This window comes from Bacillus haikouensis (assembly GCF_013179555.1).
In the GTDB taxonomy this organism is placed as follows: Bacteria; Bacillota; Bacilli; order Bacillales; family Bacillaceae_B; genus Rossellomorea; species Rossellomorea haikouensis_A.
Map to the genome: position 1 here is coordinate 1 of NZ_JABMCR010000081.1, position 16091 is coordinate 16091.

Below are 16091 nucleotides of genomic sequence, written 5' to 3' on the forward strand. Positions count from 1 at the left end.
CCTTGGATTAGGACTGCGTAAAGACGATTGATAATCATTTTAGATAGATAGTTTCAACAAAGGAGGGAACCCTTAATGGCTTACAGAAAGTTAGGACGTACTAGTGCCCAGCGTAAGGCAATGCTACGTGATTTAGCTACTGACCTAATCATTAATGAGCGTATTGAAACAACTGAAACTCGCGCGAAAGAGCTTCGTTCAGTTGTGGAAAAAATGATCACATTAGGCAAACGTGGTGATGTTCACGCACGTCGTCAAGCTGCTGCATTCATTCGTAATGAAATTGCAAACGCTGAAAACAACCAAGATGCTCTTCAAAAGTTATTCTCTGACATCGCTCCTCGTTACAACGAGCGTCAAGGCGGATATACTCGCATTATGAAGGTTGGTCCTCGCCGTGGTGACGGTGCTCCAATGGCAATCATCGAATTAGTTTAATAATTCGTGACTACTAACATTAAGGGCGGGACAGTTAATCCTTAACTGCTTCTTTGCCCTTTTTGTATAAGTGCATGATAAATGATGAAAAGCAGAGCGTTACGATGAGCAGTACGGCTGTCTCGTCTAGCTCGTGCACCCCTTCCGACTTCTATAACGATAGAAGCTGTTCATGGATGAACAAGAAAAGAATTCTTTTCTTTGGTCGGGGTGCAGGCTTTTTTTTATTTATATGGAAATTTGCTATTATTTATTTATGGCTAATAATTCCGCTATTGATTTCCGTGGGAGGCTTCGCTTTTCCCGAGGGAGTCTGCGCCTTCCACTCCAATCAAACGCTGGAACTAGTTGAAATTAGCAATCAGCTTTAACTGTTCATTATATATAGACTGTTGTCCGATCTGATATTGTGAATATCTATCAACTTGCTTTCGTGACATTTTTTTATACAACAATCATAATGTTTTTGGGAAGATTGTTGCTATGATCATACACAGAAATCTATTTTTAAAAGACTACAAATAGCAGAGTAGAGCTGAAATTCAGCTGAGAAACGATGAGCGTAGAGGAGGTTTTATCATGCGAGAGATGATTAAGGTAAATGATGTTTATTTCCGTTACCCGGATCAGGAAGCATATGCTTTGGAAGGAATCAGCCTCCATGTAGAGCAGGGGGAGTGGCTAGCGATTGTCGGCCATAACGGCTCCGGTAAATCAACACTTGCGAAGATGTTGAATGGGCTGCATTTCCCGGAAAGGGGAGATGTAACGGTAGACGGTATTACCCTTGAAGAAAAATCAATCTGGGATATCCGGTCTAAAATTGGAATGGTCTTTCAAAATCCAGATAATCAGTTTGTAGGTGCTACAGTGGAAGATGATGTGGCTTTTGGGTTAGAAAACCATGGGGTACCTTATGAATCAATGGTACAAAGAGTGAATGACGCTTTAAAACGTGTCCATATGGAAGATTTTCTTGATCAAGAGCCGCACCATTTATCAGGCGGACAGAAGCAGCGGGTGGCAATCGCCGGAGTGGTGGCCTTGCAGCCGGATATCATCATACTGGACGAATCTACATCCATGCTTGATCCGAAAGGGAAGAAAGAAGTACTAGAGACGGTCAGAAATCTTAAAGAAAAAGAGAATCTCACTGTCATTTCCATTACACATGACCTGGAAGAAGCAGCGAAGGCTGATCGAATCATTGTACTCAATCGTGGAGAAGTCTTTAAGGAAGGGACTCCGCAAGAGATTTTCCTGATGGAGGATGAACTAATGGAATTGGGACTTGATTCTCCATTCATAATCAAGCTTTCAGGGGCATTGAAGAATACGGGGGTTCCATTAACTAAAACCTATTTTACAGAAGAAGAGCTGGTGAACGAGTTATGCATATCTCATTTCAACAAGTAGAATATCGTTATTCGTATAAGACCCCATTTGAAAAACTGGCTCTTGAAGATATCACTCTCTCCATTCCTTCCGGCCAGTTTCTGGCTGTAATCGGTCATACGGGATCAGGAAAATCAACATTGCTGCAGCACCTGAATGCACTGCTAAAGCCCACATCAGGACTTGTTAAGGTTGGGGAATATGAAATCAGCCCTGAAAAGAAAATGAAGAGCCTGAAACCGGTCAGGCAAAAAGTCGGGATTGTCTTCCAATTTCCAGAACATCAATTGTTTGAAGAAACGGTACTGAAAGATATTTGCTATGGTCCGATGAACTTTGGAGTCTCTGAGGAAGAGGCTAAAGAAAGAGCGAAGGAACTGATTGTAAAAGTCGGTCTTTCAGAGGATATTCTTCATAAATCCCCATTCGATCTATCAGGTGGTCAAATGAGGAGGGTAGCCATTGCCGGGGTACTTGCCATGAACCCTGATGTGCTCGTATTGGACGAGCCTACAGCCGGCCTCGATCCGCGTGGGCAGCGAGAGATCATGGATATGTTCTATGATCTTCATAAAGAAAAAGGCCTTTCCACGATCCTGGTCACCCATAGTATGGAAGATGCTGCTCACTATGCCGATGAAATTGTCATCATGCAGAAGGGACAGCTAAAGAGAAAGGGCTCACCACAAGACATTTTCTCGAGCCCTGAGGAATTGTTCGAGATGGGGCTCGATGTCCCTGATGTCGTCCGTTTCCAATTCAAGCTAGAAGAAAGGATCGGGAGGAAACTCGGTGTTACCTGTTTGACGATTGAAGAACTCGCCGAAGCTGTTCGTTCTTCTGAAAAGGGAGGTGGCTCCCTATGATGGAGAAAATGATTTTCGGCCGTTATGTACCGGCCAACTCGATTCTTCACAGCATGGACCCGAGGTCAAAGCTGCTCTTTATTTTCGGATTTATATGTGTCGTGTTCTTAGCTGATAACTTTATCACGTATGCGATATTAGGCGCGTTTACGCTTACTGCACTTATCTTTTCCAATCTTCCCATCCGATTTATCATCGGAGGGCTGAAACCCATTCTATGGCTGATTCTGTTTACGTTTTTCCTGCATGTGTTTTTCACAAAAGAAGGCGGGGTCATCTTGGATTTGGGGTTTCTTAAAATCCATGAGGAAGGATTGCGTCAGGGTATTTTCATATCTCTGCGATTCTTTTACCTCATTCTGATAACGTCTTTACTGACGCTGACGACATCCCCGATCACGATTACCGATGGGCTGGAAACTTTATTAAATCCGCTAAGGAAAGTAAAATTCCCCGTCCATGAACTTGCGCTGATGATGTCGATCTCTTTACGTTTCATCCCGACCCTGATGGAAGAAACGGATAAAATCATGAAGGCTCAGATCGCCAGGGGTGCAGAGTTTTCATCCGGGCCGATTAAAGAACGCATAAAGGCAATCATTCCATTGCTCATCCCATTATTCGTGAGTGCGTTCAAGCGTGCAGAGGACCTGGCGACGGCGATGGAAGCAAGAGGCTATCAGGGCGGCGAAGGAAGGACGAAATACAGGCTTCTTTCCTGGCATAAAAAAGATACTGGTGCCCTGGTTGTACTTGGTATCCTGACAGCCTTGCTGCTATTCTTCAGAGGATAGGGGAGGGAACGAAATGCAGCGTGTAAAATGTACGATTTCATATGACGGCACCGATTTTCACGGGTATCAGATACAGCCTAACCAGCGGACCGTACAAGGGGTTCTTGAAGATACCCTGAGCGCAATCCATAAAGGGTTGCAGATACGCGTCACGGCTTCAGGAAGGACGGATGCAGGTGTCCATGCACACGGGCAGGTATTTCATTTTGATACACCTTTAACGATTCCTGAAGCGAAATGGCCGGTCGTGTTGAATACACGGCTGCCTGATGAAATAACGATCAAGAATGCTGAACTTGTGTCTGATGACTTTCACGCACGGTTTTCCGTGAAAAAGAAGGAATATCGTTACAGAGTTTATACAGCGGAATCCCGAAGTCCCTTTCATCGTCATTTCGCTCTTCATTATCCTTTTACGATTTCAATCGGGGAGATGAAAAAGGCGGCACTGAATTTAATAGGAGAGCATGACTTTACAAGCTTTTGCTCTGCCAAAACCGAAGTGGAAGACAAAGTAAGGACTCTTCACAGTATCACCATAACAGAACAGGGAGACGATATTGTATTTTCCTTTATAGGAAATGGTTTTCTGTACAATATGGTCAGAATCCTGGTCGGCACCCTGCTGGAGGTAGGTTCTGGGAATCTTTGCAGTGAGGACATGAAGAAGATCCTTGACTCTAAGGACAGGAACCAGGCGGGAAAGACCGCCCCGCCGCACGGGCTCTATCTTTGGAAGGTAGATTATAAGGGTGACAAAGAATAGATTCATTTAGAAAAATAATTTTTTTACTAAAACAACTAATCCAGGTGTAACATTCCCTTGACATTCGCTTTAGAACAAGATATTATAGCATATGGTATGATATTAACCCCACGATAAGCCCCGGAATCTTATTGTGATTAGAAAATAAATACTACGGATTCATTTAATAGGAGGTAAACTCATGCGTACTACGTATATGGCAAAAGCCAACGAAATCGATCGTAAATGGTACGTTGTAGATGCTGAAGGCAAAACTCTAGGTCGTCTAGCAAGTGAAGTCGCTTCAGTTCTACGCGGTAAACACAAACCAACATTCACACCACACGTTGACACTGGTGATCACGTAATCATTCTTAACGCTTCAAAAATTGAATTGACTGGTAAAAAGCTTACTGACAAGATCTATTACCGTCACAGTAACCACCCTGGTGGTTTGAAGCAGCGTACTGCATTAGAAATGCGTACAAACTATTCAGAGAAAATGTTAGAGCTTACGATCAAAGGTATGCTTCCTAAAGGTTCTTTAGGTCGTCAAATGATCAAGAAGCTTCATGTATACTCTGGATCTGAGCATCCACACCAAGCACAACAACCAGAAGTTTACGAACTTCGTGGATAATTAATAAGAGGAGGTTATTATCTTGGCTCAAGTTCAATATTACGGAACTGGTCGTCGTAAGAGCTCAGTAGCTCGCGTACGTTTAGTACCAGGTAACGGTAACATTGTTATCAATGATCGTGAAGTAGAAGTATATATCCCATTCGCAGCACTAAGAGAAGTAATCAAGCAACCACTAGTTGCAACTGAAACTCTTGGTAACTATGACGTTTTAGTAAACGTACATGGTGGAGGCTATGCAGGTCAAGCTGGTGCGATCCGTCACGGAATCGCTCGTGCTTTACTGCAAGCTGATCCTGAGTACCGCGGTACTCTGAAACGCGCTGGATTATTAACTCGTGACGCTCGTATGAAAGAACGTAAGAAATACGGTCTTAAAGGCGCTCGTCGTGCACCACAATTCTCTAAGCGTTAATTACTGCTTACGGAGACTCTCAACCTATTGGTTGGGGGTCTTTTTTTATAAATATAGTTGTTGTTTTTAAAAGTTATACTACTGGTTTTTGGCGAAAAATCGGCAGTTCGAACAAAAAACGTTTTCTTGCACATAATCGAAAATACACTCACATACATTCCACACATAATTGTGTCAGGATATACATCACTGAATCATTCCGCTACAAACTTTATAGAGCTGATAAGCACGATATCCCTATTCATCTTCTTTTGCCTCTTCCTGCAAAAAAAAGACTTTATGACTATATTTCTTCCCTTCAAATAGTCCAATATTCCTTTAAAGGAATAGAGAACTTATCAAATAATATGTCCATTTACGATTGAATCATCAATAAATTTAACAGAAATCGTCTTTCTATTTTTAAAAAATATAGTAAGCGTTTCCAATCAAAAACACATGACAATTCTCACAAATCAGTACTAAAAGAAAATTAAATTCTGATTTGACAGATTATTTCGACTCCGTTATGATAGTTTACATTCAACTAACTCAATAGAACATTTCCTTATCAAGAGCCGGGGGAGGAATCTGGTCCCGTGATCCCGCAGCAACCGTTACGTTGTAACAAGGTGCTAATTCCAGCAAGCGTATGCTTGAAAGATGAGAGGGCGGTATAGAATGAAACCTCTTCCTCATCGGGAGAGGTTTTTTTATTTGGATAATGGCGTTGGATAGTCACCGGGTGGAGTGTCGACGCTGCTAAACCAAGTAAAATTATAAGAATAGTTTTATTTACGTGACCATCAGTCATGGAAAAAAATAGTGCAGAGGAGATGCAATGATGAAAAAACAAATTCATTTAAACGGCTTTATTCAAAACTCACCGTCCCCGCATTCAACAGGATTATGGAAACACGAAAAAGACCGGGGGACATCACATAACAGCTTGTCTTATTGGATAGAAGCGGCTCAGACATTGGAACGGGGTAAATTTGATGCGATGTTCATCGCGGACGTGCTTGGAACATACAGCGTGTATGAGAACAGTCATGACGCTGCAGTAAGAGGAGCGGTGCAGCTGCCTGCACATGATCCCCTCATTCCGATTTCCGCCATGGCTGCAGTCACTGAGAATCTCGGGTTTGCACCTACGATCTCAACGACGTATGCACAGCCTTATTCACTGGCTAGACAATTATCAACCTTGGACCATTTGACCGGGGGAAGGGTCGCGTGGAATGTCGTGACATCCTACTTAGAGAGTGAAGCGGTCAATCTCGGTCTTTCCGGAAGGCTTCCAAAGGAGCTCCGCTACGATCGGGCGGATGAATTTCTCCAAGTGGTATATAAGCTTTGGGAGCACAGCTGGGAAAAGGATGCCGTGATCTATGACAGAGAAAACGACGCGTTTGCGGATCCGGATAAGGTTCATTCGATTAAGCATGAGGGAGAATTCTTCAATGTGCCTGGCCCGCATCTTGTGGAACCTTCACCACAACGCACTCCTGTATTATTCCAGGCGGGATCTTCTCCAAAGGGAAGGGATTTTGCAGCAAAACATGCCGAAGCTGTTTTCACTAAAAATCACTCGCTGGATGGATTAAAACTATATACAGCAGATATCCGCAAACGGGCTAGGGTACAGGGAAGAAATTCGGGTGACATTCTCATCTTCCCGATGGTACTGCCGATCATTGGGTCAACAGAGGAAGAAGCATATGCCAAGTATGAAGAATTGACGAACCATGTCAGCTATGAAGGCACGGCTTCTCTTTTATCCGGCCACACAGGAATTGACTTCTCGCAATTTGATCCTGACCAGTACATCGAGGACATTGAAACAGATGCGATGCAGGGGAATCTGGATATGTATGGAAAAGATCCGAACAAGAAATGGACGCTCCGGGAAGCGATTAAAAATCATGGTCTTGGTAATGGAACGGTGAAGTTCATCGGTACACCGGAACAAATTGCAGACAAAATCGAGAAATGGGCAGTAGAAGGCGATGCAGATGGATTTAATATCGCCCAGACGTATTCACCGGGTACATTCTCGGAGTTTGTTGATCATGTGGTTCCGGAACTCCAAAAGCGCGGGATTTACCGAAAGGAGTACGAAGGAGCAACATTGAGGGAGAACATGTTCGGGAAAGGCCATGCACATTTACGGGAGAATCATCCTGCAAAAAAGCTTGCACCTGTGCAGGTTTAAGTGAACCTCATCACACATGCGAGAGGAGAAGGGAGTAAAGAATGAGTGATTTAACATTATATACTTGGATAGGATTTGCACTATTTCTTGTCGCAATGTTTGCTTTGGGATTTGTCAGTGCCAAAAAAACAAAAAGTGTCAGCGACTTTGCGATTGGAGGCGAGAACCTCGGACCTTATGTACTAGGTCTTTCCTTTGCCGCTACCTATTTAAGCGCTGCAACATTCCTTGGATACCCGGGGTGGTCACATGATTGGGGATTATCCAATCTTTGGTTGTTTTTGGCGATGATCGGTGGCGGACCGATCGGCGTCTTGATGATTGCCAAAAGGGTAAGAAGGTTGAATACCGGTCAAAAGTCACTTTCCCTTCCAGATTGGCTCGGGGATTTCTATAACAGTGATTTTCTGAGGGTTGGTACAGGTCTGATTTTACTGTTTAACATTTTTTATATTGCTGCACAATTTGTTGCAGGTGCCCGCATCTTTGAATATCTTCTGGGGATGTCCTATAAGGGCGGCTTGGTTTTCATTGCAGTGATCATCGTTCTTTACGTATTCGGCGGCGGGGCATATGCTGATATTTATACAGATGCTGTACAAGCGGTCATGATGGCAGCAGCTGGTGTGTTTATCTTTATATCGGGAATGGTTGTGTTTTGGAAGGGCAGCGTCACTTCGACTTTCGAGGGGATCAGCGGCAAGCTTGCCGGACAGGATACGAATTTGGTTCAGGTATTCAATCCAGATTCGGCTCATTTTTCCTCGCTTAGCCTGGTGACAGGAGCCATAGTGATTCAGTGGGCATTCGCTTCTGCCCCGCATTTGTTTAACAAGGTATTGGGACTGAAGAGTGAAAAGGATTTGGGAAAAATGATTCTCACCTATGTGATTGCTGCTGCATTCTCACTGTTTGTCCTATTCGGAGGAATCTACAGCAGGGCTGCACTCGGCAATTCGATCACAGCACCTGATCTGGCTTTAATGGAATATGCAGTCTGGGCGTTTCCTGCCATCATTGTAGCCATTCTGGGAGTTGTCATCCTCGCTGCCGCCATGTCGACGACAGATGGGTTATTTGTTTCGATCTCGACTGTATTTGCCAATGATATCTTCCTAAAAGTACTTGTGAAAAAAGGGATCGTAAACGTCAGTGAATCAAAAGCGGAGAAAATAGCCCTGCAAATCAGCCGGCTTTCTGTTCCGCTTATCGGACTGATTGCATTCCTGATCGTGTTGAAGCCGCCAGCATACATGGGAGATATCATGTGGATCGGCATATCCGGTGTTGCTGCCGGAACGATGGGACCGATTCTCCATGCTGTCTATGGAAAGAGAAAGGCTCCTGCCCGTGCGGCAGAATGGTCGATGATCAGCGGCCTGATTTCTTATCTCATCCTGTACTTCGGAGGGATTGTGCCGAGTACGATGACAGCGGGATCCATCGCCACCATTATCGGTATCGCAACGATTACGGTACTTGCTCCTTTACTGAAAGCGCCGCAAGCCGTTAAAACGGAAAGTATTGAAAAGACGTATAACATTAATTGAGCGAAAGGGTGAAAGGAATGTTCGTTAACGGTATGCTTTCCGTTTGGCTGTATGGGTTCATTATATTTCTCCTTATAACGGGAGTATCTCTCTGGAAATGGTATTTCACAAAATAATATGAAACAACAACAGGACGAGGATTTATTTGCCTCGTCTTTTTATTTTTTAAATAAGAGGATTTAAGGAGGCAATTAATCATATCAATAGAAGTGGTGATTGACTCATTCAAGCGTTGAGTGGATTGCAAGACAAGAATCCTGCAGAAAAAGCTTAGTCTTGACAGGAAATCATTTGCGGTACTCAGGAGTCTTTATTAATCAAAATTGGTAACAGTTACTCGAATGAAGACATCCCATCAGTAGGAAAATACGTTCAAAGGGGTGGATTTACGTTGAACGTTATTACAACATTCAATACAAAAAGAAGAGAAAAGCAAATCAAAACGGAAAGAAAGCTTCTGAAGGAAATTTCAATTAAAATGCTCCAGGAAAGTGTAAGGAAGCATTTTGGATATATTAAAATTCAAGGCGGCGTCTTTATGCAGCAAGGGTTCGATGAAGCCTGCTTCGATGTCGCGATTGAAGCCTACCTGTTAGGAGGAAAAGCAAGTAAGTTTGGTTACAACGGAGAAGGCAGGGATTCGGTAAAGCAGAGATGCGAGCAAGAATTAAAGCATTTTATCGATACGCTTTATAATTTCTGGCTGTACTGGTCGGAAATGGGCGTCTCCAACCAGGCAGACGAATCCATCTTTTTCAGCTGTGAGCACTTTGTTGAAACTTGGTGGTCGGAAGGCTATGAAAAAGGCATCAAGCGGCTGAAGCTCCGTCTTCATTAATTTTTTCTGTTCTAAATTTGTTTCTTGTCCCATATTTTTAGTAAAGAAAACATTGGTACCAGCCTTTACTGAAATAGGGGGAGTGACATGAGACAGAAATTGAAGCTAGCAGGGATTATTGCCGCCCTCGGGCTCTTGTTATTTATCATTCAGTATAAAATCCTCGACAAGGATACATGGGATTCGTGGAATCTTCCCTTGTCAGGAAAGATTATATATATCGATCCGGGTCATGGGGGTCCTGATGGGGGAGCTGGGGATAAAGAAGCACTGGAGAAGGATATCGCTTTAAACGTATCCCTGATGATCAGGGATTATCTGCAGGAGCAGGGAGCTCTTGTTATAATGACCCGGGAAGAAGACAAGGATTTAGCGGATGAAAATACAAAAGGGTACAGCCGGAGAAAGGTAGAGGACTTGCACAAACGGCTGAACCTGATCAACGAATCAGAAGCGGATATGTTTTTAAGCATTCATTTAAATTCCATTCCTTCCCCGAAGTGGAGCGGCGCACAGACCTTCTATAATCCGAAGTTCGAGGAAAACAAGGTCCTTTCAAAAGCCATACAGAAAGAAATCACCCGGAATTTAGAAAACACGAGCCGGGAAGCGAAAGGGCTTCAAAGTGTCTATATCCTAAAGCACGCGAAAAAAACGGGGGCTTTGGTGGAAATCGGTTTCCTTTCAAACCCTGAAGAGCGTTCGAATCTCTTGGACGGCGATTATCAGGAAAAAGTGGCGGCTTCTATTTATCAGGGTGTCTTGAACTACTTAACCGAAAAAGATTGATTATGAGAGCATCTCCTGAATCAGGAGGGGCTTTTTTGTTATATAAATCAAAACCAAGTTAAGAATGAGCAGGGACAGGGTATGGAGTATTAGAAGCCGATAAGTAGTCTACACTTACAATAACGTCTTAAGTTCTTCAGGATAGGAAGGTAGGAAAATGATGAATGCAACAATTGTAAAAGCACTCGATCAGCATCATGATGATCTTTATACCAGGTGGGTCCAGGACCTGGAAGAAACAACGGACAAGTTGAATATATCGTATTACGAGAATACACAGGTGAAGGCCGAGTTGTTTGAATCGATTTATAACAGCCTTCAACAGGATAATGAAAGATTTATCAAGTACTTCGATGATCTGTATAGAAAAATAGTTAAACACAATAAAGCGCTTGAATATATTTCAGCAGGATATCAGTCGTTCAGAAGGGCCGCTTTAACCGTCCTGATGAATGATGACTTAACGAAAGAAGAAGTGCTGGAAATATATGATGAGATTGATCGGTGGTTCGATCCGGTATTTAATAACATGATCAGCAAGTGTACAGACACATGGGAAGAAACGTTCAAGGCCCAGAAGAAAACGCTGGTTGAACTATCTGCTCCCGTCATTCAGTTATATGATTATATTTCGGTGATGCCGTTAGTCGGTCATATCGATGAAGAAAGGATCAACCGCATTAAAGAAAACCTGCTTGAAGGGGTGACGAAATACCACTCTTCCATTGTCTTTCTTGATATTACGGGGGTTCCTGTACTGGATACATTCGCTGCTCAAGGTATCATTGAATCCACAAGGGCTGCAGGGCTTCTTGGAGCCGAGTGCATACTCGTCGGCATACGTCCGGAAATCGCCCAGACGCTCATCAACCTGGGAATCGACTTAAAGGAGCTGAGAACATTCAGTTCCCTGAATAATGGATTGATTTTTGCCCAGAAACATATGACTAATCAACAATGACAAAAAGAGCTGCAGCAATGGCAGCTCTTTTTGTGCCGGCAGGTAGATTCTTCTATCGGAAAGTGTTGCTGCTTATAGAACTGGAAGACATTTGACTCCTGCGGGATATAGAGAAGGTCGAGACCCAAGCAGGCCATTTTTACTCAGAGGAGGCTCGCTCTCCTCCCCGCGGAAAGCAAATGCCTGAAGCGCAAAGGAACGGACTGCGTACATTTCCGAAAGCTCTTTATAGTAAGAATCACCTGCGCATTCCAAAAAGATATTCAAGAAAAGTATTCCAACCCTTTTAACAGTTATTTCTGATAACGATATGTTATACTGATTGTAGTTGTAACCGAATACATAAAAAAGGGTGGTTATTCATGTTAACAGAACAGCAGACACGCGATCTTTTATCCGGGTTAGAAGATCCTTTTTTACATAAAACATTAAAAGAAACCAATGGTGTTGTCGAAGTTAGTGTGAAAGAAGAAAAAGCACATGTAAGTGTGAAGATTGCACTTGCGAAAACCGGGTCAGGCGAACAGCTGCAGTTCCAGCAGAAGGTTGTCCAATTATTAAAAGACAACGGAGCGGAGTCTGTTGGAATCCGTTTTACCGAACTGCCTCAGGAAGAACTTGAAAAACACAGAGGGACGGGCGGAGAAGGCACGGATTTATTATCACCGGCGAGTAAAACGACTTTTATCGCAATTGCAAGCGGTAAAGGAGGAGTCGGCAAATCCACTGTATCTGTCAACCTGGCAGTCGCACTTGCCAGGCAAGGAAAAAAAGTAGGGCTGATTGATGCGGATATTTACGGATTCAGTGTCCCTGACATGATGGGAATCGTCAAGCGTCCGGTTGTACGCGGGGAAAGAATTATTCCAGTAGAACGGTTCGGTGTTAAAGTCATTTCTATGGGCTTCTTTGTTGAAGACAATGCACCTGTCATTTGGCGAGGGCCGATGCTTGGAAAGATGCTGAATAACTTCTTCTCCGAAGTAGAGTGGGACGACCTGGATTATCTGCTGCTTGATCTGCCTCCAGGAACGGGTGATGTGGCACTGGATGTTCATACGATGCTGCCGCACTGTAAGGAAATCATCGTAACTACCCCTCATCCGACTGCAGCGTTTGTTGCGGCTCGTGCCGGGGCAATGGCATTACAGACCGATCACGATATTCTGGGTGTGGTTGAGAACATGTCTTACTTTGAAAGCAAGCTGACCGGTGAGAAGGAATTCGTATTCGGTCAAGGCGGCGGTGAAAAACTGAAAGAAGAATTACGTACGGACCTTCTGGGCAAACTGCCATTGCAGCAGCCTGACTGGAATGAAGAAGATTTCGCTCCGTCGATTTATGCAGAGGATCACAGGCTTGGTCAGATTTACGGGGAAATTGCACATAAAGTTATTGAGAAATTGTCATAACAAAATGAAAAGGACAAATGGTTGAGGAAATGTCTTCCCTGACCATTTGTCCTTTTTTTGGATCAGCTGCCGTTTTGACCGCCGCCTCCACCGCCACCTGAAGAATCACCCTGTCCGCCGCCATCTTGTCCGCCTTGCCCACCGCCGCCTTCTTCCGCTTTTCCGCCGCCGGCTTCCTCGGCTGCTTTAAGGAGGATATCCTGGATCTTGGCTTTGAATAACGGGCTTTCAAACGTTTCGAGGACTACTTTTTGAAGATGCTCACGGTACTCTTTACTCTTCAAGGCCTCTGTTAACTCCTTTTGATATTCAGGATCTTTCATTAAATCCATCATCATCCCTTGATACTCCGGATCCTTCATCAGGTCCTTGAGTAACTTTTCATTGCCGTCCTTCATGCTTTTTGCCATGGATTCAGCGAACTTGGGATCTTCGAAAGACTTTTTCCAGAATTCAGTGCCTTTATCGGAGGTAAGGGTTTTTGAAATGGTATCCTTCACCACTTTTTGATCCATAATAAGCTCTGACTTCATTTTATCATCTGCCATCACTTCTTGAATCGCTTTTTTTCCATCATCTGTCTTTAATATATCGACAACCATTTTCTTGGTTTCTTCATAATCCATTTTACTGCTGCCTGTGTCTCCCCCTCCGCCGCAAGCGGTTAAAAGGAAAATGGCCAGTAGAAAAAGAAAGGAATATTTTTTCATGGGTAGGCTCCTTCCATACAAATTCCCTTACCTTTAATATGAGAAATTTAGAAAAAAATATACACAACCAATACTGGAACCTAGATTTTTTAAAGTCGCGTTGGTACAATCAACAGAGTGTATATTTTATATTTGGAGGAAAAATGAAGTGACCATCCGAAATTGGATTCGTTTTTTTGTACATACGTTAATCATTGGTGGAGCGGTAACGGCTATAGCGTCTCTTTTCATTAGATGGGATCAATACAGCCCTTATGTTCAAGATGGAAATATGATCGGATTATTATCCAGCCTGTTATGGTTTTTATTTGTAGGTTTTACATTCAGTGTCATCAGCCAAATGGGCTACTTTGCCTATTTGACGATTCACCAGTTTGGACTGGGGATGTTCAAAAGTTTCTGGAATTCGGTACAGGTAGTTTTAATTGCATTTGTACTATTCGACCTTATCTACTTCCGATTCAGAGCTTTCGCAGAAGAAGGTGCATCATACACCCCGTATATCCTCCTGGGAATCGGGATCCTGTTGGTGGGAATGCTTGTCGCGTACTTGAAGAATCAACAATCGGAAGCCAGGACCAATACGTTCATATCTGCGTTGTTCTTCATGGTGGTTGTAACTACGCTTGAGTGGCTGCCCGTCTTATTGGTTAACTCCATTAAATGGCTGTACCTAATGCTTATCGCTTTAGTGGTATGTAACGCATATCAGCTGTTGAAACTTCCTAAATACATCGAGCAATCCAGGAGCGACAGACAAAATAAACAGCAGAAAAATTAACAAAAATCCCTGAAAGAGCTCCTGCTCTTTCAGGGATTTTTGATTATTGTATTAAAGTCGATTTTGCATCACCGTTTGAAACCATGTCAGACACGCTCACAAAGTTCCCTTTCGCCTTCAAAATCTTAACAATATCAGGCAGCGCTTTTTGGGTCTGCTTTGCCGAATCGGAAGCATGAAGAAGAATGATATCCCCTTTTTTGGCATCTTTCACATTTTCAACGATCTCATCTGTCCCGGGGTTGGTCCAATCCTTAGAATCTACGCTCCAGTGAACAACAGTCAGGCCGAGGCCGTCTGCCACTTTTAATGTCTCTTTGTTAAAGTGACCCGTAGGCACACGAAGCAGTTTTACGTCTTTCACATTCAGCTTTTCAAAAACGGTATCAGCTTTCAAGATATCCTGTCTGATTTTATTTGGTTCCATGTCGGTGTAATCCGAATATGCATAACCAAGATTACCGATTTCATATCCTGCTTTTACAATTTGCTCAACGAGATCAGGGTGGCGTTCAGCCCAGGCTCCTGATAGGAAGAAAGTGGCCGATTGAACGTTTAATTTCTTTAGTTCCTTCAGGATCGGCTCTGCCTTTTCATCGCCCCATCCGATATTGAATGTTAAAGCTACGCCTTTTTCCCCTTTATAAATTGCCTTCGGTCCATCCTTCGTCCCAAATACGGGAACAGAAGAGAGCGTACTGCTGTAAACAAACAGAGCAGTAAAGAACGAGATGACGATTACAAGAGTGATCTGCTTTATTCTTTTCGCATTTACGGTATAGAAAACATTCATTACACAATCCCTCCGTGACGTATATCTCTATTAAAGATATGCATGTCCCCAGAAAAAATATCTAACTTCAGAAAAAAATGTGATTATAAAACCCTTCGTATGGAAAAAACTACAAATAACAACATAAAGGGGTGACTTACTTGCTGGGGTTAATGATTGATGACAGAGAAAGACAAGAACTGGAATATCTGATAAAAAGAGAAATGGATGAAATCCTTTTTGACTTGAAAGATGCCCGTATTGATCAAATTGTGAAGCGGGCCATGGACGAACGATATAAAATCCTTTTTTCTTTATTCCGCAGATTTGCAAGTCATACAGAATGCCTCAAATATATGAAAACGAGAAATGACAAAAAAGAAAAGTATTAATCTGATCAGCGGCTTTTTAATTGGATTACCTGCCGGTAAGAACGGCCGGTCCAAGGAAAGCCGCTTTCAATTGTCATGAATTTAATAAGTTGTAAAAAAATCTTTAAAAATGTATTGACCCCGTAAAAAAATCTTGGTATATTATTAATCGTCGCTGTTGCGCTATCGGTTATCTCGAAAACGCATTGAAAAATAATTTTAAAAAACAGTTGACTTCACACATAAAGATGTGATAAATTAATAAAGTCGCTTCAAACGGAGCGCATCAATAAATTGAACCTTGAAAACTGAACAAAACAAGACAATACGTCAACGTTAATTCTAGATTTACCGCAACGATTGAATCGTTGCAAACAAGAGCTATTCAAACTTTTATCGGAGAGTTTGATCCTGGCTCAG

At 42.9% G+C, this 16091-nt stretch carries 17 protein-coding genes and 1 riboswitch; of the genes, 15 read left to right on the forward strand and 2 right to left on the reverse strand.

Annotated features, from left to right (window positions below):
• The first annotated feature begins 75 nt into the window (after positions 1-75).
• The 13 genes from rplQ to salA all read left to right on the forward strand — a co-directional run bounded on the left by rplQ (position 76) and on the right by salA (position 13037).
• Positions 76-438 (forward strand): 50S ribosomal protein L17, encoded by a 363-nt coding sequence (rplQ, locus tag HP456_RS09840; protein WP_172250503.1) that lies wholly within the window; start codon positions 76-78, stop codon positions 436-438.
• Positions 439-1017: 579 nt separating this feature from the next.
• The gene (locus tag HP456_RS09845; protein ID WP_172250505.1) at positions 1018-1854 is read left to right on the forward strand and encodes an energy-coupling factor ABC transporter ATP-binding protein; all 837 of its coding nucleotides are present in this window, start codon (positions 1018-1020) and stop codon (positions 1852-1854) included.
• The gene (locus HP456_RS09850; RefSeq protein ID WP_172250507.1) at positions 1830-2699 is read left to right on the forward strand and encodes an energy-coupling factor ABC transporter ATP-binding protein; all 870 of its coding nucleotides are present in this window, start codon (positions 1830-1832) and stop codon (positions 2697-2699) included. Before HP456_RS09845 ends, HP456_RS09850 begins: the two co-directional genes overlap by 25 nt.
• Positions 2696-3493, forward strand: coding sequence for an energy-coupling factor transporter transmembrane component T family protein (locus HP456_RS09855; RefSeq protein ID WP_172250509.1), 798 nt, complete (start codon positions 2696-2698; stop codon positions 3491-3493). The genes HP456_RS09850 and HP456_RS09855 overlap by 4 nt, the downstream gene beginning before the upstream one ends.
• A gap of 13 nt (positions 3494-3506) precedes the next feature.
• Positions 3507-4259, forward strand: a complete 753-nt coding sequence (gene truA / locus HP456_RS09860) for a tRNA pseudouridine(38-40) synthase TruA (protein ID WP_172250511.1) — start codon at positions 3507-3509, stop codon at positions 4257-4259.
• Positions 4260-4440: 181 nt separating this feature from the next.
• The gene (gene rplM / locus HP456_RS09865) at positions 4441-4878 is read left to right on the forward strand and encodes a 50S ribosomal protein L13 (protein ID WP_032085300.1); all 438 of its coding nucleotides are present in this window, start codon (positions 4441-4443) and stop codon (positions 4876-4878) included.
• A 22-nt stretch (positions 4879-4900) separates the two neighbouring features.
• Positions 4901-5293 carry a 30S ribosomal protein S9 gene (rpsI, locus tag HP456_RS09870; protein WP_172250513.1) on the forward strand — a complete coding sequence of 131 codons (393 nt, stop codon included), beginning with the start codon at positions 4901-4903 and terminating at the stop codon, positions 5291-5293.
• Between the two features lie 544 nt (positions 5294-5837).
• Positions 5838-5942, forward strand: a riboswitch (SAM riboswitch).
• A gap of 171 nt (positions 5943-6113) precedes the next feature.
• Entirely contained in the window at positions 6114-7487 is a 1374-nt protein-coding gene (locus HP456_RS09875; RefSeq protein WP_172250515.1) for an LLM class flavin-dependent oxidoreductase, read from the forward strand.
• A gap of 41 nt (positions 7488-7528) precedes the next feature.
• Entirely contained in the window at positions 7529-9037 is a 1509-nt protein-coding gene (locus tag HP456_RS09880) for a sodium:solute symporter family protein (protein WP_172250517.1), read from the forward strand.
• A 391-nt stretch (positions 9038-9428) separates the two neighbouring features.
• Positions 9429-9875 carry a DUF2521 family protein gene (locus HP456_RS09885; RefSeq protein ID WP_172250519.1) on the forward strand — a complete coding sequence of 149 codons (447 nt, stop codon included), beginning with the start codon at positions 9429-9431 and terminating at the stop codon, positions 9873-9875.
• A gap of 87 nt (positions 9876-9962) precedes the next feature.
• A complete protein-coding gene (gene cwlD / locus HP456_RS09890) occupies positions 9963-10664 on the forward strand; it encodes an N-acetylmuramoyl-L-alanine amidase CwlD (protein ID WP_172250521.1) in 702 nt (233 codons plus the stop codon).
• 157 nt (positions 10665-10821) lie between these two features.
• Positions 10822-11625: an STAS domain-containing protein gene (locus HP456_RS09895; protein ID WP_172250523.1), complete on the forward strand. Its 804-nt coding sequence runs from the start codon at positions 10822-10824 to the stop codon at positions 11623-11625.
• 362 nt (positions 11626-11987) lie between these two features.
• Positions 11988-13037 (forward strand): iron-sulfur carrier protein/transcriptional regulator SalA, encoded by a 1050-nt coding sequence (gene salA, locus HP456_RS09900; RefSeq protein WP_172250525.1) that lies wholly within the window; start codon positions 11988-11990, stop codon positions 13035-13037.
• Between the two features lie 62 nt (positions 13038-13099).
• Here the strand turns inward: salA and gerD are convergent, their stop codons facing one another.
• Complete coding sequence (gene gerD / locus HP456_RS09905; protein ID WP_172250527.1) at positions 13100-13747, reverse strand: spore germination lipoprotein GerD; 648 nt, start codon at positions 13745-13747, stop codon at positions 13100-13102.
• Between the two features lie 148 nt (positions 13748-13895).
• Between gerD and HP456_RS09910 the strand changes: the two genes are divergently transcribed.
• Positions 13896-14528, forward strand: a complete 633-nt coding sequence (locus HP456_RS09910) for a KinB-signaling pathway activation protein (RefSeq protein ID WP_172250529.1) — start codon at positions 13896-13898, stop codon at positions 14526-14528.
• Between the two features lie 43 nt (positions 14529-14571).
• Here HP456_RS09910 and pdaB read toward each other — a convergent pair whose 3' ends face one another.
• Positions 14572-15321 (reverse strand): polysaccharide deacetylase family sporulation protein PdaB, encoded by a 750-nt coding sequence (gene pdaB, locus HP456_RS09915; protein ID WP_172250531.1) that lies wholly within the window; start codon positions 15319-15321, stop codon positions 14572-14574.
• A gap of 140 nt (positions 15322-15461) precedes the next feature.
• Between pdaB and HP456_RS09920 the strand changes: the two genes are divergently transcribed.
• On the forward strand, positions 15462-15692 hold the full coding sequence (locus HP456_RS09920; protein ID WP_172250533.1) for a hypothetical protein: 231 nt from the start codon (positions 15462-15464) through the stop codon (positions 15690-15692).
• Positions 15693-16091: the final 399 nt, after the last annotated feature.

What these genes read in the sequence shown, in the direction of transcription:
- HP456_RS09845 (WP_172250505.1), top strand. Translation starts at nt 1,018, where the DNA reads ATGCGAGAGATGATTAAGGTAAATGATGTTTATTTCCGTTACCCGGAT.
- gerD (WP_172250527.1), bottom strand. Translation starts at nt 13,747, where the DNA reads ATGAAAAAATATTCCTTTCTTTTTCTACTGGCCATTTTCCTTTTAACC.
- pdaB (WP_172250531.1), bottom strand. Translation starts at nt 15,321, where the DNA reads ATGAATGTTTTCTATACCGTAAATGCGAAAAGAATAAAGCAGATCACT.
- HP456_RS09850 (WP_172250507.1), top strand. Translation starts at nt 1,830, where the DNA reads ATGCATATCTCATTTCAACAAGTAGAATATCGTTATTCGTATAAGACC.
- HP456_RS09875 (WP_172250515.1), top strand. Translation starts at nt 6,114, where the DNA reads ATGATGAAAAAACAAATTCATTTAAACGGCTTTATTCAAAACTCACCG.
- rplQ (WP_172250503.1), top strand. Translation starts at nt 76, where the DNA reads ATGGCTTACAGAAAGTTAGGACGTACTAGTGCCCAGCGTAAGGCAATG.
- HP456_RS09855 (WP_172250509.1), top strand. Translation starts at nt 2,696, where the DNA reads ATGATGGAGAAAATGATTTTCGGCCGTTATGTACCGGCCAACTCGATT.
- salA (WP_172250525.1), top strand. Translation starts at nt 11,988, where the DNA reads ATGTTAACAGAACAGCAGACACGCGATCTTTTATCCGGGTTAGAAGAT.
- HP456_RS09880 (WP_172250517.1), top strand. Translation starts at nt 7,529, where the DNA reads ATGAGTGATTTAACATTATATACTTGGATAGGATTTGCACTATTTCTT.
- rplM (WP_032085300.1), top strand. Translation starts at nt 4,441, where the DNA reads ATGCGTACTACGTATATGGCAAAAGCCAACGAAATCGATCGTAAATGG.
- cwlD (WP_172250521.1), top strand. Translation starts at nt 9,963, where the DNA reads ATGAGACAGAAATTGAAGCTAGCAGGGATTATTGCCGCCCTCGGGCTC.
- truA (WP_172250511.1), top strand. Translation starts at nt 3,507, where the DNA reads ATGCAGCGTGTAAAATGTACGATTTCATATGACGGCACCGATTTTCAC.
- HP456_RS09895 (WP_172250523.1), top strand. Translation starts at nt 10,822, where the DNA reads ATGATGAATGCAACAATTGTAAAAGCACTCGATCAGCATCATGATGAT.